Source organism: Kribbella pittospori (genome assembly GCF_004331465.1).
GTDB lineage: Bacteria > Actinomycetota > Actinomycetes > Propionibacteriales > Kribbellaceae > Kribbella > Kribbella pittospori.
The window spans coordinates 42,790-60,615 of sequence record NZ_SJKB01000022.1 but is presented as its reverse complement, the minus strand read 5'-3'; the positions used below and the strand labels follow the sequence as shown (position 1 = coordinate 60,615).

Annotated in this window: 18 protein-coding genes and 1 riboswitch; of the genes, 6 read left to right on the top strand and 12 right to left on the bottom strand. The window is 68.7% G+C overall.

Annotated features, from left to right (window positions below):
- Positions 1 to 88: 88 nt before the first annotated feature.
- Both E0H73_RS40495 and E0H73_RS46275 read left to right on the top strand, forming a co-directional pair.
- Complete coding sequence (locus E0H73_RS40495; RefSeq protein ID WP_131365736.1) at positions 89 to 418, top strand: PadR family transcriptional regulator; 330 nt, start codon at positions 89 to 91, stop codon at positions 416 to 418.
- Positions 415 to 1,632, top strand: a complete 1,218-nt coding sequence (locus tag E0H73_RS46275; protein ID WP_165556036.1) for an HAAS signaling domain-containing protein — start codon at positions 415 to 417, stop codon at positions 1,630 to 1,632. Before E0H73_RS40495 ends, E0H73_RS46275 begins: the two co-directional genes overlap by 4 nt.
- On the opposite strand, the gene E0H73_RS40485 is transcribed toward E0H73_RS46275, so the two are convergent.
- Complete coding sequence (locus tag E0H73_RS40485) at positions 1,629 to 2,654, bottom strand: bifunctional NAD(P)H-dependent oxidoreductase/GNAT family N-acetyltransferase (protein WP_202867818.1); 1,026 nt, start codon at positions 2,652 to 2,654, stop codon at positions 1,629 to 1,631. The two genes, E0H73_RS46275 and E0H73_RS40485, sit on opposite strands and share 4 nt — an antisense overlap.
- A 52-nt stretch (positions 2,655 to 2,706) precedes the next feature.
- Between E0H73_RS40485 and E0H73_RS40480 the strand changes: the two genes are divergently transcribed.
- Positions 2,707 to 3,156 carry a MarR family winged helix-turn-helix transcriptional regulator gene (locus tag E0H73_RS40480; RefSeq protein ID WP_131365734.1) on the top strand — a complete coding sequence of 150 codons (450 nt, stop codon included), beginning with the start codon at positions 2,707 to 2,709 and terminating at the stop codon, positions 3,154 to 3,156.
- Here E0H73_RS40480 and E0H73_RS40475 read toward each other — a convergent pair whose 3' ends face one another.
- From E0H73_RS40475 to E0H73_RS40455, 5 genes are all read right to left on the bottom strand, one after another.
- On the bottom strand, positions 3,157 to 3,873 hold the full coding sequence (locus E0H73_RS40475) for a GNAT family N-acetyltransferase (RefSeq protein WP_131365733.1): 717 nt from the start codon (positions 3,871 to 3,873) through the stop codon (positions 3,157 to 3,159).
- 4 nt (positions 3,874 to 3,877) lie between these two features.
- The gene (locus E0H73_RS40470) at positions 3,878 to 4,885 is read right to left on the bottom strand and encodes an adenylate/guanylate cyclase domain-containing protein (RefSeq protein WP_238164593.1); all 1,008 of its coding nucleotides are present in this window, start codon (positions 4,883 to 4,885) and stop codon (positions 3,878 to 3,880) included.
- A 37-nt stretch (positions 4,886 to 4,922) separates the two neighbouring features.
- Entirely contained in the window at positions 4,923 to 5,318 is a 396-nt protein-coding gene (locus E0H73_RS40465) for a cyclic nucleotide-binding domain-containing protein (protein WP_131365731.1), read from the bottom strand.
- Between the two features lie 84 nt (positions 5,319 to 5,402).
- Positions 5,403 to 6,101, bottom strand: coding sequence for a class I SAM-dependent methyltransferase (locus tag E0H73_RS40460; protein ID WP_131365730.1), 699 nt, complete (start codon positions 6,099 to 6,101; stop codon positions 5,403 to 5,405).
- Entirely contained in the window at positions 6,098 to 7,300 is a 1,203-nt protein-coding gene (locus tag E0H73_RS40455; protein ID WP_131365728.1) for a 3,4-dihydroxy-2-butanone-4-phosphate synthase, read from the bottom strand. The genes E0H73_RS40460 and E0H73_RS40455 overlap by 4 nt, the downstream gene beginning before the upstream one ends.
- Before the next feature lie 274 nt (positions 7,301 to 7,574).
- On the opposite strand from E0H73_RS40455, the gene E0H73_RS40450 reads away from it, so the two are divergent.
- Positions 7,575 to 9,101, top strand: coding sequence for a DUF4185 domain-containing protein (locus E0H73_RS40450; RefSeq protein WP_131365726.1), 1,527 nt, complete (start codon positions 7,575 to 7,577; stop codon positions 9,099 to 9,101).
- Positions 9,098 to 10,249, top strand: coding sequence for a sialidase family protein (locus E0H73_RS40445; protein ID WP_131365724.1), 1,152 nt, complete (start codon positions 9,098 to 9,100; stop codon positions 10,247 to 10,249). Before E0H73_RS40450 ends, E0H73_RS40445 begins: the two co-directional genes overlap by 4 nt.
- 163 nt (positions 10,250 to 10,412) lie before the next feature.
- On the opposite strand, the gene E0H73_RS40440 is transcribed toward E0H73_RS40445, so the two are convergent.
- Together E0H73_RS40440 and E0H73_RS40435 are read right to left on the bottom strand one after the other, a co-directional pair.
- The gene (locus E0H73_RS40440) at positions 10,413 to 11,765 is read right to left on the bottom strand and encodes a threonine/serine exporter family protein (protein WP_131365722.1); all 1,353 of its coding nucleotides are present in this window, start codon (positions 11,763 to 11,765) and stop codon (positions 10,413 to 10,415) included.
- A gap of 40 nt (positions 11,766 to 11,805) precedes the next feature.
- Positions 11,806 to 12,786 (bottom strand): sugar-binding transcriptional regulator, encoded by a 981-nt coding sequence (locus E0H73_RS40435; protein WP_202867817.1) that lies wholly within the window; start codon positions 12,784 to 12,786, stop codon positions 11,806 to 11,808.
- Positions 12,787 to 12,991: 205 nt separating this feature from the next.
- Positions 12,992 to 13,125, top strand: a riboswitch (FMN riboswitch).
- A 100-nt stretch (positions 13,126 to 13,225) separates the two neighbouring features.
- Here E0H73_RS40435 and ribB point away from each other — a divergent pair.
- Complete coding sequence (gene ribB / locus E0H73_RS40430; protein ID WP_337590346.1) at positions 13,226 to 13,861, top strand: 3,4-dihydroxy-2-butanone-4-phosphate synthase; 636 nt, start codon at positions 13,226 to 13,228, stop codon at positions 13,859 to 13,861.
- Here ribB and E0H73_RS40425 read toward each other — a convergent pair.
- The 4 genes from E0H73_RS40425 to E0H73_RS40410 all read right to left on the bottom strand — a co-directional run bounded on the left by E0H73_RS40425 (position 13,845) and on the right by E0H73_RS40410 (position 17,771).
- Positions 13,845 to 14,810, bottom strand: coding sequence for a transketolase family protein (locus E0H73_RS40425; protein ID WP_131365721.1), 966 nt, complete (start codon positions 14,808 to 14,810; stop codon positions 13,845 to 13,847). The genes ribB and E0H73_RS40425 overlap by 17 nt on opposite strands.
- Positions 14,807 to 15,799 carry a transketolase gene (locus E0H73_RS40420; protein WP_131365719.1) on the bottom strand — a complete coding sequence of 331 codons (993 nt, stop codon included), beginning with the start codon at positions 15,797 to 15,799 and terminating at the stop codon, positions 14,807 to 14,809. The genes E0H73_RS40425 and E0H73_RS40420 overlap by 4 nt, the downstream gene beginning before the upstream one ends.
- Positions 15,796 to 16,791 (bottom strand): sugar phosphate isomerase/epimerase family protein, encoded by a 996-nt coding sequence (locus E0H73_RS40415; protein WP_131365717.1) that lies wholly within the window; start codon positions 16,789 to 16,791, stop codon positions 15,796 to 15,798. Before E0H73_RS40415 ends, E0H73_RS40420 begins: the two co-directional genes overlap by 4 nt.
- Before the next feature lie 86 nt (positions 16,792 to 16,877).
- A complete protein-coding gene (locus E0H73_RS40410; RefSeq protein WP_131365715.1) occupies positions 16,878 to 17,771 on the bottom strand; it encodes a nucleoside hydrolase in 894 nt (297 codons plus the stop codon).
- Between the last annotated feature and the right edge of the window lie 55 nt (positions 17,772 to 17,826).

Here is a 17,826-nt window from a genome sequence, read left to right as displayed (position 1 = left end):
GTACTCCGCAGTGTGTAGTAGTGTGTGGGGCAGAGCACCGGGAGGGCGGTCTGAGGGGTCCTTCCTCCCGGTGCGCCGAGGAGGGGTCATGGACACGAGCCAGTTGCTCAAAGGCGTGCTGGATCTCGCGGTGCTCGCGGTGCTGCGGGACGCGGACGGCTACGGGTACGACGTACTGCGGCGGCTGCGGGCAGCCGGGCTGGAGGATGTCGCGGACGCGTCGGTCTACGGGACGTTGCGGCGGTTGTTCGCGGCGGGTGCGCTGACGTCGTACGTGCAGCCGAGCGAGGAAGGGCCGCACCGCAAGTACTACGGGCTGAACAAGACCGGCCGGGAGCTGCTCGACCGGTCCACCAAGACCTGGAACCACTTCGCCGACACGATGTCGGTGCTGCTGCTGGAGAAGGAGGCGGCGTGAACAGCACTCTGACCGGAGCGGTCGCGACCTACTTGACCCAGGTGCGGGCCGAGCTGAGCGACCTGCCGGCCGGCGAGCTGGAGGACGTGCTCGAGGACGTCAGCGGTCACCTCACCGAGGTGGCCGGCGAGTTCGACGAGGAGCCGACCTCCGCCGCCTTGCAGGAGCGGTTGGGTACGCCGCGGCAGTACGCCGACGAACTGCGGACCGCGGCCGGGTATCCCCCGCGGACGCAGCCGGTGGCCGATCGCGACGCCGGCCGGAAGGCACTGCGCTGGGGCCTGATCGCGGCTACCGTCGGCCCGTTCTTCATTGCCATCGGCGTCTTCGCCTGGTCGCATGAGGAGAGCGCGTTCTTCGGGTTCGTCGGGTTCGCGATGCTGTTCGGCGCGGCGTACCTCGGGGTCCGGGCGCTACGTGGTCACGACCCCCGGATCGTGCTGGACACTCCTCGAGGTGAGCAGAGTGCGACCGCGATCCGCGGCATGATCGAGCAGATCCCGCCGAACGTCCGATACGAGCTCGTCTCGATCGGCCAGCCGGTCTGGTGGGTGGTCCGCGGTGTGATCGGCGGCGGCGGGTTCTTCGCGCTCTGGGGCGCCGGTGCGGTCACCGTCGTCGGCGCGCTGGCCGGTGCCGCGATCTCGATCTGGATCGGCCGCCGGACCCAGCAGGACCGCCGTTGGCTGTGGTACGTCATACCCCTCAACATCGTCGCGACGATCGCGGTCCCGGCCTTCCTGGCCGCGGCGTACATGGGTGCATCGTTCGGATTCCTCAACAACTACGGGGACTACTCGGGCAGTTCGTCGACGTACAACCCGCCGGACGGGCTCATGTACGGCGGGGGCAACGTCTCCAACCTGTACCCGTTCGATGCCCAAGGCAAGCAGGTGTCGGTGCGGCTGTACGACCAGGACGGCAACCCGATCAGCCTGCAGCCGCAGGACTGCGCGGCGAGTTTCAGTCAGCGACCGGAAGTGACGAGCAACCTCTTCCCGCAGGCCGTGGTGAGCCCGGACGAGAACGGGAACGTGGACGCGGCGACCTGCAAGGACTCCACCAAGGCACCGTTCGTCCCACCGCCGGCCCCGGCCACGTCGCTCCCCCCGACCTCGACTCCGAACCCGACGCCGGCGAACAGCACCCAGCCGACCGCCAAGGCCCCGACGCCGAAGCCGGGAGTCACGCTGACGGTCTCACCGACGCGCTAGGCGGCCAGTGACTTGGTGAGGCGGACGGCGCCCACCGGCGCAGGGTCGGCGGAGAGCGCGTAGCCGGCCTTCTGGTACAGCAAGATGTTGCGGTCGCTGTGCTCACCCGTGAAGAGCGCGGCGGCCGAGACATCGTCCGGCGCCTGCCCCTCAGCGAAGGCGAGCAGCCGACGTCCCAGGCCGGTGTGCCGCCGGTCCGGCGCCACCATCAGCCTGCCGATCTCCCACGCGTCTCCGTCGCGGCGCGCACGCACCGAGCCAACGATGCGCCCACCCGATCGCACACACCAGGTCGACCACCTACGCAGGCTCTCCGCGACTTCGGCCTCCGACTCCAGCAGCGCCGGCAGATCGAGCCGCGAGTTGGCAAGGGCCTCGTCAACCCAACAGCACCGCTGCAGAACCAGCAGCTCCGCCGCGTCGCTCACAGCAGCCGGAACGATCTCGTCGCCGGCGCGGAACAACGGCCTCAGTACGTCGGCCACCCGGCTCAGCTCGACGAGCGCGCCGCGAGCGCGGAGAGCCAGCCGATCCGTCGCGATCACCCGTCCGTCCCGCAGATCGTCGGCAATCCGCAGGAAGATGTCTCCGCCGATCGACAACATGCGCAGAGACGTGGCGACGCCACGAGCCATCTGTACGCCGCGCGTCCCGGCCGACGTGTTTCCGTACCCGACGAAGAGACAGGGCTTCCAGGCCCACTCGGCCTGCAGATAGTCGAAGGCATTCTTCAAGGTCGCCGGCATCGCGAAGTTGTACTCACTCGTCACGAAGACGAACGCGTCGGCCTCCGCAACTGTCCGGCTCCAGGCACGCGTGTGCTCGTGCACGTAGTTGCCGGTCGAGGGATGCTCCGGCTCGTCGAGGAACGGCAGTCCGATCTCGCCCAGGTCGGCCACAGCGAGCTCCACCCCGAGCTCGACCGCCGTAGCCGCCGTGGCAGCGGTGAACCAGTCACCCACCGCAGGCCCGAGCCGGCCGGGGCGAGTACTGGCGATGACCAGGAGGATTTTCTTTGACACGTCAAAGAGCGTAGCTCGCCATCTTTGACACGTCAAAGAGTAGGATCGGCCCGTGACCGGAACCCGATGGCTGAGCACCGACGAAGAGCGCGCATGGCGGGCGGTCCGCCGGCTGCTGACCGTCGTACCGTCGCGGCTGGCCCGGGACCTGAACCAGCTCGGTCTCTCGACCGCCGACTACGAGGTGCTGAGCACGCTCTCGGAGAAGCCGGACCGGCGCTGGGGACTGAAGGACTTCGCGGAGAAGATGCAGTGGTCGCGCAGCCGGCTGTCGCACCACGCGGCCAGGATGGAGGCCCGGGGGCTGATCGAGCGGGAGCCGGATCCGTCCGACGCCCGCGGCTCGATCTATCACTTGACCGACCAGGGATTCGAGGTCCTCGCCGAGGCCGCGCCGGGTCACCTCGACTCGGTCCGCGGACGGTTCATCGATCACCTCAGCGCTGACGAACTCGCAGTACTGGAGCGGATTTCGACCCGGATCGCCGACCTGCCCGACTGATCAGAGATGGGCTGCGGCGACGGTGCGGTACGTGTAGCCGAGTCGCCGGTAGACCGCGATCGCGGCAGCGTTGTCGCCGTCCACCATCAGCGCCGCGCGTCCATGCCGTTTGACCAGCTCAGCGGTCACGAAGCCGCACACCTGCCGCGACAAACCCTTGCCCCGAGCAACGGGCCGGGTGGCGACTCCCGCCAGGAATCCAACCTCCGGTGCACTCCATGCATCGGCGGCGATACTCAGCAGCTCACCACCGTCAGCGGTCATCGCAGCCCACCGTCGTACGCCGCCACGCCCAGGCCACGCGTACGACGACGGCGAGGCTTCCGTCAGCAGCTCCTCCACGCCGTCCTCGCCGTCGAGCCAGGCTGCCGTGGTCGTCACGACCGGCACCTCGGCCGTGTCCATCCAGCCGAACGACGCCGAGAACTCCATCCGCGGCACTCGATCCGCCAGTTCCCGCAGCAACTGCTCATCACCAAAAGGGCGGTACGTCGGACCCACCTCGGCGAACACCTGCGAAACCAAACCGGCTACAGCATCCACAGGCCCGGCGACAGCGAGTCGATCCCGTTTCGAGAGATCCGGCGCCGCCACGGCCACCGCGTCCCCCTCGTACCAGGCTCGGACGCCTTCGCTGAAGCCTTGCCCCGCCCAGACGATCAACGGATCGCCGGCACTCGCCCGGACGAGGTCGGCCGACGTCAGAATCTTGCGCACCCGACTATTGTGCGCCAGGCCTTTGGACGGCGTACGGAACGAGGTGGTGATAGCCGCGGACCGAGACGCGGCGGAGGCGTCGGAGGCGGAAGGCGGGGTGGCCGTCCAGCGCCGCGGCCAGCTCACGGTCGGCCAGGACGCGGCCGGGCTTGCACTCCGCGGTGAGGCGGGCGGCCAGGTTGACGACCTCGCCGTACACGTCGCCGAGCCGGATCAGGATGCTGCCGTACGAAAGACCGATCCGCAGCTCGGGCATGTCCTCGGCCGCGGTGACCGCTTCCTGCAGGGCCAGCGCGACCGTCGCGCCCTGGGCGGCGGTGTCGGTGACGAACAGGACCTCGTCGCCCATCGACTTGATCACCCGGCCACCGTTCAGCGCGACGACATCCGCGGCCATGCCCTCGAACCGCTCGATCAGCTGGCCGAGCTCGGTCTCGGTCATCCGCCGGGCCAGCCGCGTGTAGCTGACGATGTCCGCGAAGCCGACCGCCCGGATCCCGCGGGCCAGCTCGTCGGAGCCGGCCACCGCGCGCCCGGCCGCGGCGGCCAGGTGACGCCGCCACACGTACGTCTGCAGGCGCTCCATCGCGGGCAACAGTTGCCCGGCCACCTCGATCGCCTCGTCCGCGGACAGCTTCGAGCCGGCCAGGAAGTCCAGGAACATGGCGGACTGCCACGACGCCAACCGGGACTGGGTCTGGCCGAGCTTGCGCGCCAGCGACGACTCCATCTCCTCGGCGACGAAGTTGTCGTCCTCCAGCGCGGCGACCAGCCTCAGCGCCTCGACGTCGTCGTCGGTGAAGGCGACCTCGTCGTCCGGCACGGTCGCGAACCCGAGCGCGTGCCACATCCGCTCGGCCCGCTCGCTGGAGATCCCGGCCCGCTCCGACACCTCGAGCCGGGTGAACTTCCGCTCCCCACCCAGCAACGCCCGCTCGAACTCCCGCTGCATCCCGGCCAGATCCACCTGCCCGGCGCCAGGATCAGGAACCACGACGCCGGAATCTCCCACCTTCTCTTCTCTGTCCACCGAGCGCCCAGCCCGACGGTCAGGAGCCACGACGCTCGACGATCGTGGCGTCTATCGCGTCCCGGAACGCGGGCAGCTTGCGGGTCAGTTCGTCGAACTTCTCCCGGGTGAAGTGCAGCAGTTGCAGCCGCGACTTCGCCGTGACCGTTGCCGTGCGCAACGTGTTCTTCCGGACCGCGACCTCGCCGGCGATGTCACCCGGGCCGAGCTCGGCGATCTCCTCGCCCTTCACCCGGACCGCCGCCGTACCGCTCAGGATCAGGTACGCCGCGTCCGGCGGGGTCTGCTCCAGGATCAGCGACCAGCCGGCCGGCACAGAGACCTCCTCGCCGGCCCGGAAGATGTCCCTGATGTCACGTCCGGACAGATCCGCGAACAGCGGCAGGTCCCGCGGGGATGTCCTACCCAAAGCCACGTCGATCCTCCGAGCCCGCCGGGCCACCCCGGCGATCAGCCGATGTTTCCAGTCGGTAACTCTAACGGCTCGCCACGGCGAAGGTCACCCCAGGCTGGACGCGACCAGCAACACAGGCGGCCGGCGACGGTGGATGGCGAGATGCGGGCGCCGGGCGACCTGGTCGGGAGTCGGGAGCGGCTCGTCGACCACGTCGAGGCTGAAACCGTGCCGACGGAGCGCAGCCAGCGTTGAGCCGATCGTGCGGTGATACTTGATCACACCGTCGACGAACCAGGATCGTTGCCTCAGGCCTTCGTCGGCGTAGTCGTCCACGACGCAGTCGGCGGCAACCACCGGCGCCGTCATGACCGGATGCTCGACCGAGAACGCGAAGGAGCCACCCGGCGTCAGCCAGCGCGCGACCCGCGCAACCAGGCCGGAGAAGTCCTCCACATAGTGCAGCGCCATGCTGCTCACCACGAGATCCGCACACCCCGGCGCCAGATCGAAAGCAGCCAGGTCCGACCGCACATAGCGAACAGCCGGATGCTGAGCCGCCGCTGCCAGCATCTGCTCCGAAGCGTCGACCGCAATCACCTCGTCCGCGCCCGCCTCCGCGAGCCGGACCGCCAGACCACCTTCACCACACCCGAGATCGACAACCCGCAGTTCCCCGACCGGTGGCAGTACGGCGTCCATCGCGGGAATCTCGAGTTCGTCGTTCAACCCCAGCCCGGTCCGCCGCAGTTCGCGATACCCGTGCAGGAACGCCGGATCGTCGTACACCTCGGAGCCCTTCACAGCCAGCGCTCCAGGTCGTGGATGTCGATCATCGGCAGTTCCCACCGCAGCGCGAACTGCTCCAGGTCGGCCGGTCCCGCCATCACGCCGTCCGGTCGCATCACCTCGCAACACACGCCGACCGGCGCCAGCCCGGCCGCGACACACAGCGCGACCGTCGCCTCGGTGTGCCCTTGCCGCTCAGCCAGCAGCCCTGGCCGCGCCGCCAGCGGGAACACATGCCCGGGCCGCAGGAAGTCGGTCGGTACGGCGTCCGGCGACGCCAGCCGGCGAATCGTCGCCGCCCGCTCGGCCGCGGCCACCCCGGTCCCGGACGAGGACGCCAGGTCCACCGACACATGCATCGCGGTCCGCTGCCGATCGCCCTCACCCGGCATCGGCGGGATCTCCAACCGCTCCAGTACGTCGGCCGCACACGGAATCGTCGTGTGTCCGCAGACCTGCGTGAGCAGGAAGGTCATCGCCTCCGGCCGGAACCGTTCACCGGCGAAGACCACATCGCCCTCGCTCTCCGCCGTCGGATCCCACACGACGACACCACCACCGGCGGCGATCTGCGCAACCACCTTCTGTACGCCGACCTCGCCGCTCAACTGCCCGGCCCACGGCAACTGCGAGACCGCTCGCAGCAACTCGGGCCCATGCCCCTCACGCGCCATCCGGACGAGCAGGTCGCTCTCCAGGTTGACCCGGTCGCCCTCGACCAGCGTCCCGAGCTTCGTCTTCTGCAGCGTGTTCGGCACCAGGACGACCGAGAACCGGTCCTTCAGCACCTCGGCGACGGTGATGCTCACGCCGTCGATCCCGACTGACGACTTCGCCACCAGCCGGGCGAGCAACCGGTCCGGCGGCCTGATCCAGACCCGGCGGCCGGCCGGTTCGTCGTCGACCCGGAGCACCTTGCCGACGCCCTCGACATGCCCCTGGATCAGGTGACCGTCGATCCGGTCGCCCACCGCGACCGGCAGCTCGACGTGCACCGTCGTACCGGAGGTGATGCGGTCCAGCGTCGTACGGCGCCGGGTCTCGGCGGTCACGGTCACCCGGAGTTCGCCGGGGGCGGCCGGCTCCGCGGTGAACCTGACCCCGTCGACACAGACCGCACCACCCGGCGCGACCGTGAGTCCGGACTTGATCCGCAGTACGTCGTCGGTGACCTCGACGACCGTGGCGGTGTGCTCGATTCGTCCTGTGAACATGCTTCGCTCTCCGGCAGAAGGATCCGGCCAGGGACCCGCACGGGTCCGAGCTGAGGCGGGGTATCACCGCGTGGCCCCGGTCGTCGCCGGGTCACTCCGCCGTCCGGCGGAGCCGACGGGCCCGGGATCGCTCCCGACCGTCACACCTGGAATCGCACCAGTCGGCAGTAAACCACACGCCAGCCGTTGACCGTCGTGACCACCGAGGTTAACGTGACCGGAAATCGATTTCTCGGCCAGCCAGAGCTCTGACCTCCCGCCCTAGGAGACACGCATGCGGAAACGATGGTTGCTCCTCGTCCCTGCCCTGATCGGAGCGGCCCTGGTGCCCGCCGACCAGTCCCCACCGGCCCAGGCCGCGCCCGTGCCGTCGCCCGCCGAGCGGATCGCGAAGCTGACCGGGCCGGAGTCGATCAACGACACCGAGGCCCGGTTCGGACTGAAGGCGACCGACCTCGGCATCCTGTGGGACAACGGATCCGGGGAGATCCTCACTGCGTTCGGTGACAGCTACGGCAGCGGCTGGACCGGGCCGGGTGGCGGGACCGGCGACCAGGCCACCATCGACTGGCGCTGCAACCTGCTGCTCCGCAGCAAGGACCGCAACCTGGCCGACGGGATGACGCTGGACTCCGCGGCCGAGGACCGGCCGGGCCACGCCAAGCAGTTCCTGGACTGCAAGAAGGTCGACCGCGACGAGCACACGGTCATCCCGACCGCGGGCATCTCGGTCGGCAATCGCCAGTACGTGCAGTACATGTCGGTCAACTACTGGGGTCCCGCCGGAAGCTGGTTCACCAACTACTCGGGCTTCGCCTACTCCGACGACAACGGCGAGACCTGGACCAAGGACCCGGCCGCGCGCTGGCAGAACACCAAGGCCTGGGACGACAACTTCCAGATGGTCGCGCTGACCCGCGACAACGGCTACGTCTACATGATCGGTACGCCGAACGGCCGCTTCGGCAACGCCCACGTCGCCCGCGTCCCGGAGAAGCTGGTGCTGGAGAAGAAGGCCTGGCGCTACTGGGACGGCCGGACCTGGTCACCGCAGGAGTCGGCCGCCGCGCCGATCGCGGTCGGACCGATCAGCGAGGTTTCGGTGCAGTACAACGCGTACCTGGGCAAGTGGCTGATGATGTACCTCGACGAGTCGCGGGCCTCCGTCGTACTGCGCTCGGCGAAGTCCTTGACCGGACCGTGGAGCGGCGAGCAGGTTGTTGTCAAGGGCACCGACTACCCCGGCCTGTACGGGACTTTCATGCACCCTTGGTCGTCCGGTCCGGACCTCTACTTCACGATGTCGCAGTGGGACCCATACAACGTGTTCCTGATGCACACCAAGCTGACTGACGACGGCCAAGTCACCAACCTGGTCACCGATCCCGGCTTCGAGGCCCAGACCGGCAGTACGCCGACCGCACCCTGGCAACTGAGTGGCCGCGGCGGCATCGACCGCACCAACCTGGGCCACAGCGGAACCAACAACGCGTATGTCCGGGACTCGATCGGCGCGCACCAGCTCCAGCAGACCGTTGCCGTCCGCCCCAATCACAAGTACCGCCTGTCCGCCTGGATGCGGACCGCGGAGAACAACTCCGAGACGATGCTCGGCGTCCGCACGCTTCGCGGCAAGACCATCGCTCAGGAGACCGGCGGCGCGCATCCGGCGTACACCAAGGTCAGTGTGGACTTCGACTCCGGGCGTGAGTCGCTCGTCCAGCTGTACGGCGGCTTCTTCGGCCACGGTCAGGACGTGTGGCTGCAACTGGACGACGTCGTCGTCGAGGAGATCCGGTGAGGCGACTGGTCCTCGTCCTCGCGATCATCGCCGGCTGCCTGGTTTCGACGGGCACCGCGGAAGCCGCGACGGGGCAACTGCTGCGCGATGACACCGGCCTGTATCCGCGGGCGATCCGGCTCGAGCACAGCGGTGCTGCCAATGGCCGGATCATGGCCAGTGTCGTGACGTTCCAGGGCAACGCGGACGGTGTCGGCGCGATCTACGAGAGCACGAACAACGGCGCCAACTTCACCCAGGTCGGCACCGTCGAGGACTCGGGCGCCGCGGACGGCAAGGGCCTGTGCTGCGCCACCCTCTTCGAGCTTCCGACAGCAATCGGCAGCATGCAGGCCGGGACGTTGCTGTGGGCGGCGTCGATGGGCGCCGACGCGCGACCGATGTCGCTGCGGATCCTGAAGAGCACCGACGTCGGCCGCACCTGGTCGTACCTGTCCAGTTGCGCGAATGCCCCGAACGACCGCGGGCTGTGGGAGCCCGAGTTCTCCGTCGCGGCCGACGGCCGGCTGGTCTGTCACTACTCGGACGAGACCGATCCCGCGCACAGCCAGAAACTTATGGAGGTCCGCAGTACCGATGGCGTCACCTGGACGGACCCGAGGCCGACGGTGTCCAGCCCGACGTTCGGGCATCGTCCCGGCATGCCCGTCGTACGACGGTTGCCGAGTGGGACGTACGTGATGTCGTACGAGATCTGCGGTCTCGGCGGGCAGTACGACTGTGTCGTCCACACCCGGCAGTCGCCGGACGGCTGGAACTGGGGTTCGCCATCCCAGCTGGGCTTCCGCGCGCAGACCGTGGATGGGAAGTACTTCACGCATGCACCAACGCTCGCGATGGCGCCGAACGGCAAGCTGCTGCTGATCGGCCAGATCCTGCAGAACGCCGACGGATCGGTTGCCGCCGACAACGGCCGGACGATCTTCGCCAACGCTGAGGGATCGAACGGGAACTGGTACGAACTGCCCGCACCCGTTGCCGTCAACAACCCTTACAACAACTACTGCCCCAACTACAGCTCACCGATGGTCCCGTCCGCTGACGGCAAGACCGTGCTGGAGCTCGCCACCGACTATGACGGCACCGTCTGCAAGACGTACTACGCCACCGGCTCCGCCAACCGGCACCCACGACCGCCCCGCCCCTGAGGCCTCTGCTGGGTTGGCCCACGAGATGGTGGGTTGGCCAGCGTGAATCCAGTGCGCCAGCCCACCATCTGATGGGCTGACCCAGCTGACGGCGGCGGGCGCGCGGGTGGGGTGGGGTGGGTGGGTGGGTGGATCGGATGAGTCGGTGGATGGGCGGGTGAGGTCAGGCCTCCGCGGAACGCCGTCGGCGGCTCCGGCGGGGGCCGGTGCGGCGGCGGACGGGACGGCGAGGTCCGACCAGGCGAGGTCCGGCGAGGCGATCCTCGAGTCGCCGGGCCTCGCGGCGGATCGGCTGGGCGACGTACTCGCCGAGGATGACGCCCGAGGCGATCGCGACGCCGATGGCGACCGCGGTGGCCAGGCTGACGATGCCCATCAGGTTGCCGACGCTCATCAGCTCGTACAGGCCCTTGTAAATCGTGAGTCCGGGCAGCAACGGGATCGTCCCGGACACGACCACGACGAGCGGTGGTACGCCGAACCGGCGACCGAGCGAGTAGCTGCCGATCCCGACCGTGAACGCCGCCGCGGCAGTCGACCACGCCGGGCCGAAGTCCGCGCGGGTCATCAGCGTGAACACCAGCGACCCGGCGGCGCCGATCACGGCGACCGGCAGCAACGCTCGCAGCGGCGCGTACGACGCGTAGGCGAACGCGACCGCCATCAGCGCGCCGGATCCGACCATGATCGGCAGGTTCGCCAGCTGGATCGTCTGTGCCTCGAGACCGACGTTCAGACCGAATCTGAGGCCGAGCGCGAGCCCGAGGCTGACCCCCGCGATGATCCCGCCGGTCAGCAGCATCGCCTCCAGCAGGCGGGCCGCCGCAGTCACGTAGTACCCGGTGATCGCGTCCTGGACAGCACCGGTCAGCGCGATCCCGGCCAGCAGCATGATGATGCCTGCGGCAACGACCAACGATGGTTTGACCGGAGCGTGGACGGCGTACAGGCTCAGCGCGACCGCGCTCGCGACGAACGCGCCTGCCACCTGTTGGTAGAACGCGGGCAGTCGCTGCCGGCTGAACCAGCGGTTGTTCAGATCAATCACGACTGCGGTGACGACCGCCACCAGCGTGATCAGCCAGCCGCCGCCGAGCAGCAGCGTCGCGCCGCCGGCCATCACACCCCAGGCGAGTACGGCGGTCCAGCGCGGGTACGGCGGACCCGCCGAAGTCAACCGCGCCAGTTCGCGACTGGCCTCGTCCCGGGTGAGGTCGCCGCGTGCGAACCGCCGTACCAGCCAATCGACCTCGGTCAGGCGGGAGAAGTCCTGCGACCGGTAGCGGACCAGCCGGATGTGCGTCTCCGGCGCGACGTCCGGCGCGGCCTGGTACGAGATCGCCATCGAGGTGAACGTGATGTCGACCTCGCAACCGCGGAGGCCACCGGCCGCGGTCACCCCGAGCATCGTCGCGGTCGCGTCCGCCGTACCGGCACCACTGGACAGCAGCACCTCACCGACCCGCAACGCCAGATCGAGGGTCCGGTAGACCTCCCGCTGCTCGTCCCGCTCCATCACTCGCCCGGTGACGGCTGCTCGCTACGGCGCCGGGCCATCAGCCGTCACCTAGCAGGCGATGGGCCATCGCCAGATCGGTGATCAGGATGTTGACCCAGCCTCCGAGCAAGGCGGCGCGGATCGCGGAGAACTTCCGGTCCCCGCCCGCGACGCCGATCCGGCGCGGCACCGCCAGCAACTCCTTGGCGGTCACCCCGATGACCCGCTGGTCGAACGTCGAGCGCACGTGCCTTCCCTCTTCGTCGAAGAACCGGAAACAGACGTCACCGACGGCACCGAGCCGGCGAAGCTCGTCCTGATCGGCTTCGGCGACCGCGTTCCCACTGCGCTGCAGCAGCGGCGAGGGCTCGAGACTGCCGATCCCGACCAGTGCGTCGGTGAGCTGTCCCCAGGTGCCCAGAACGTCCCGAACGGACACGTCGTTCATCATCGCCCGCCGGACCGCGGGCGTCCCGACCAGTCCAGGCGCGGGCAGGTAGACCGGCATCCCACCGGTCAGCTCGGCGAACCGCGCGGTCAGCCGGGTCGCTTGCATCTGCACCGCAGCGTCACCCAGGCCGCCGACGATCTGGACCACCCGGTCGACCACCGGCACGCTCTTGCGAGGCATCCGGTCGACCGCACTGATCAGAGTCTCGCTCCAGGACGAGATACCGATCACGTGCGCCCCGGTCAGCGTCATGTCCAGGTACGCCGCCGCACCCGAACCCAGCGCCGGCAGTACGTCGTCCCCGGCGCCCGCGGTGTCGACGACCACCGCGTCACGGAGTCCGTAGCGGCCCTGCAGCTCATCCTCGAGGTCGCTGTGCACTCCGCTCGGCATGGTCACCACGGTGTGCACGATGCCGACCTCGACGGCCTGCTTGAGCATCCGCGAGACGCGGGCTTGGGAGAGGTTCAGCTCGGCCGCGATCTTGGGCTGCCGGATGCCCTTCTCGTGGTACATCCGGGCCACCTTCGCCAGCAGCCGCAACTCGTCCAGCCCGGGCTGGCGCACCGCGCGGTTGCCGTTGGCCACGTCGACCCCCTTGAGACACGATCAGATTGGACTATAGGTCAGCCAGGCAGATGTACACGCGTGGTGCACCGCCGGGGTCGGGGATCGGATCACGCGGTGTGTCCCGCTTCCCGGTCGCAGTTCGGCTTCGCGCCAGACGACTGAGATGGACATGACGCTCCCGGGAGTGGTTGGTGCCGATAAACTGACCGCAGTTTGCAAGACCACACGTGCTCTGGGGTCGGTGAAATTCCGAGCCGGCGGTGACAGTCCGCGACCCGTACACCCGCAAGGGTGTCCGGTTGACCTGGTGGAACTCCGGGACCGACGGTGAAAGTCCGGATGGGAAGATGCACGTGGCAGTCTTCGCGATGCCGTCCGGTGTGCGCCGTCCGCGCGATCGGACCCGTCGTGGAGCCTGTCGTTGCCCCCGGAGTGCCAGGCCGAGAGGACAACGACCGTGACAATCGGGACCACCGGGACCACCGTGACAACCCGCCTGGACACCATCCGGCACGCCGTCGACCAGCTCGCGCTGGGGCGACCCGTGGTGGTCGTCGACGACGAGGACCGCGAGAACGAGGGCGACCTGACGTTCGCCGCGAGCCTCGCGACCCCCGAGCTGATGGCGCTGCTCGTCCGGCACACCAGCGGCTACGTCTGCGCGCCGGCAGCACCGGAGGTGCTCGACCGGCTCGAGCTGCCGCTGATGGTGCCGGACAACCAGGACAGCCTGCGTACGGCGTACACCGTCTCGGTCGATGCGAGCAGTGGCGTCGGCACCGGCATCTCTGCCGCCGACCGGGCCCGGACCGTGCGGGTGCTGGCCGACCCGGTGGCCCGGCCGACAGACCTGATCCGGCCGGGCCACATCCTGCCGCTGCGCGCGGTGGCCGGCGGCGTCCGGCAGCGGCCGGGTCATACCGAGGCCACGGTCGAGCTGGTCCGGCTGGCCGGGCTGCCACCGGTCGGCGTGATCGGCGAGCTGATGAACGACGACGGCACGCTGATGACCGGAGCCGATCTGCGCGCCTTCGCCGACATCCACGACCTCGCGATGGTCTCGATCGCCGATCTGGTCACCTTCCTCGGCTGACCAGCTTGCGGGCCGCCGCCGCGATGCCGTCGGGCGAGAGCCCGAAGTGGTCCAGCAGGTAGCCGGCCGACCCGGTGGGCGCGAACTCGCGGATCCCGAGGATCGTCACCCGGGCCGGATGGTGCTCGACGACGGTCTCCGCGACGGCGCCACCGAGCCCGCCGCCGGACACCGCCTCCTCGGCAGTCACGATTCCGGCCGTCTCCCGCGCGGCCGCGACCACAGCGCCGGTGTCCAACGGCTTCACCGTCGGCATCGACAGCACCCGGGCCGAGATCCCTTCCGTGGCAAGCTGCTCGGCCGCGGCGATCGCCCGCCACAGCACGGTCCCGTTGCTGATCAGCGTCACGTCGTCGCCGCCCCGGACAGTGATCGCCCGGCCGAGCCGGAACTCGTAGTCCTCGTCGTACACCTTCGGCACGCTCATCCGGCTGACCCGGATGAACACCGGCCCGTCCGAGGCCGCCGCCCAGCGCAACGCAGCAGCCGTCTCGATCGGGTCGGCCGGCACGATCACCGTCATGTTGGAGATCGCCCGTAGCCACGCGATGTCCTCGATGGAGTGGTGGGTCGGGCCGAGTTCGCCGTACGCCACCCCCGGGCTCATCCCGCACAGCTTCACGTTGGTGTTCGAGTACGCGACGTCCGCCTTGATCTGCTCGAGCGCGCGGCCGGTGAGAAAGCAGGACGCGGCCGACACGAACGGGATCCGGCCGCCGTTGGCCAGGCCGGAGGCGACCCCGACCATGTCCTGCTCGGCGATGCCGACGTTGATCAGCCGGTCCGGGAACGCCTTGCGGAAGCTGTTCAGCTTGCTCGAGCCGACCGAGTCGTTCACCACCCCGACGATGCGGTGGTCCGCGTGCGCGAGCTCGGCCAACGTCTCGACGTACGCGTCCCGGCAGTCGTACCGCGGCCGGTCCGCGATCGAGGTCTCGACAATGCTCATCCACGTCCTCGCTTCGCTCCGGGCGCGGATGAGACACGAGGCGGGCTGTGCTTGATGATGCCCTCGCTTCGCTCGGTCATTCGCAGCTCCTTGGTGTAGCCGGGAACAACAGCTTCCAGCTCGGTCAGCGCCTGCTGGAACTCCGCCACGTCCGGCACCCGGTGGTGCCACGCGACGTTGTTGCTCATGAACGAGATCGGGTGGCCCTTGTGGGTGTGCGCGATCACGAAGGTCGGTTTCCCGGGCCGGAACGGTACGGCGGACAGGACGTCGAGCAGCTCGCCATGGTCGTGACCGTTCACCTCGACCACCGCGAACCCGAACGCCGCCGCCTTGTCCGGCAGCGGATCCAGGTCGTTGGTCTCCTTCGTGGTGGCGCCCTGCTGTATCCGGTTCCGGTCGACGATCACGGTCAGCCGGTCCAGCTGGTACTGGGACGCGGCCATCATCGCCTCCCAGTTGCTGCCCTCCTGCAGCTCGCCGTCGCCGACCAGCACATACGTACGCCGCAGCGACACGTCGAGCTTGGCCGACAACGCGTGCCCGACCGCGACCGGCAGGCCGTGACCGAGGGGGCCGGTGTTCGCCTCGACGCCGGCCACCTTGCGCCGGTTCGGGTGACCGTTGAGCGCGGACAGCGGCTTCAGGAACGTGGCGAGATCATCGACCGGCAGGAACCCGAAGGCAGCCAGCGTGGTGTAGAGCGCCCCGGCGACGTGGCCCTTGCTGAGGATGAACCGGTCGCGCTCCGGGTCGGTGACCATGTCCGGCGTGATGTTCAGGACCGCGCCGTACAGGGTCGCCAGGATGTCGATGGCGGAGTAGTCGCCGCCGATGTGGCCGGCTCCGGCGTAGTGGACCAGCTTGAGGTCCTGGATCCGGATCTGCCGGGCCGCCTCGGCGATGTGCGCCACCTGCTCGGCGCGGCTGCTGTGGATCGGCAGCCGCCCGAGCACAGGCATCGTCGTGTGTTCGACGGTCAGCGTCATACGATCTCCGCCATCGAACTCAGCAAGACCTTCTGCACCAGCTTCTGTGCCGCCAGAGCATCGTGCGACGCCTGTGCCGCCGCGAGAGCCTCGTCATCCAGTACGTCGAGCGCGTGGTGGACCGCCTTCAGGAACTGGATTGCCTGCTTCGCGGCCTCGACGCTGTCCTCGCGGAACGGGAACTGGTCCAGCTGCCAGACGCCCTCCCAGTTGTTCTTCCGCAGCGTGTGGAAGAACTCGAACGTCTCGACCAGGTGGACCGAACCGACCACCATGTCGTCGTCCCAGCCGCGCAGGTTGTCGTTGACGTCGATCGCGAACAGCCGGTTGTAGTCGATCGCCAACTGCGCCGCGTCGGCCGGTGTCTCCTGTCCGTAGAGCGAGTGGCCGAAGTCGAGCAGGATGCCCAGGTTCGGCAGGCCGATCTTCTCGATCCCGAGCAGCGTACGGGCGACGTTCGGGAAGATGATCTTCACCCGCGGCTCGCGCGGCTTGTACTCGATCACGAAGTTGATGTCCGGGTGCGCCGAGACGAGCTCCTTCAGGCCGTCCAGCGCCAGGTTCCAGATGTCGTGGTAGTTCACCTGGAACGGGTAGTCCCAGCCGTCCTGACCCGGCCACAGCTTCACGTAGGAACAGCCCAGGTCCTTGGCCAGCTCGGTTGCCTGGTGCAACAACTCCATCGCCTGCTTGCGAACGCCCGGGTCCGGGTTGGTCAACGAGCCCTTGACGAAGTCGCGGGTGTAGATCTCCGGCGTGATCGCGATCGCCGTGAGGTTGTTGCGCTTCAGCGCGTCCTTCACCTCCTCCAGCGTCCCCTCGTACCCGGCGAACGGCCAGTTCAGGTCGACCACGGACAGGTCGCCGACGGCGCCGGCCCGGTCGATCTGCTCGAGCAGCCCGACCGGCGGACCGTAGCCGTCGGTGGCGTAGCGGTCCTTGTACGTCGCGAAATGCCAGATCCCCGCACCGAACACCGGCAGGTCTGTCATGGTGTGTTCTCTCCTTGGTTGAGGCGGTCAGCCCTTGGTGGCGCCGGCGGACGTGAGACCGAGGAAGCCTCTGCGGGTGTAGCTGTTCATGACGTGCTCCTTTGGCGGGCGAAGCGGCGGATCTTGGCGAACATGTCCTCGAGCAGGAAGCGGACGTCGACCAGTTCGCACACGTGGATGGGGTTGTCGGTGCCGGGCAGGTACCAACCGTCGACACCGAAGCGCGGCGCCGGCCGGACCCGGAAGTTGCCGCTGTGCGGGTAGAGCATCAGCGAAATGGCCGGCGAGTCGCCGAGGGAGCGGGACTCGATCGGCTCGCCGTGCCAGGTGGCGTTCCACTCGACCAACTGGTCGATCAGGTACTTGCCGAGTGGACCGGCGTCGCCGATCTTCTCCTCGAGCTCGGCATAGCTCACCGAGACCTTGGTATAGACATCGCTGGTGACCTGCCACACCGTCATGCCGGAGCCGAAGACCACGTTCGCGGCGTGGATGTCGTTCGACAGGTTGAACTCCATCCGGTGGTCCGCGCTGTGGCCCTGGTAGCCACGTCCGCCGATCCAGATCACGATCACGTCCCGGTCCACGATCGCCGGGTCGAGCAGGATCGCCGAGGCCATGTCGGTGAGCGGGCCCAGGAACGAGACGAACAGCGGGTCGTCCTTCGAGGCCAGCTTGGACTCCTCGATGATCAGCTGCGCACCGGGCGAGTCCAGCGGGGTCTGCTCGTCCGCGATGCCGGTCGGGGCCCCGTTCGCCACCGGCACCTTGCCGGTCAGGTCCAGCAGGTCGAGCAGGAGGTCGATCTCCTCGCGGGACTCCTCCATGCTGCGGTCCGACCGGCGGGTGCCGAAGTGCGCGGGAATCAGCCCGCGGATGTCGAACGTGGGCGACAACAGCCCATGCACAATCGCGAACTGGTCGTCGGCCTCGTTCTTGGCGTCGGTGTTGATGATCACCCGGCGTCTGCTCGGCTTCACCTGTGTCGACCTCCGTCGCTGCTCGAATAGATATTCACCACTGCATAATCTGTCG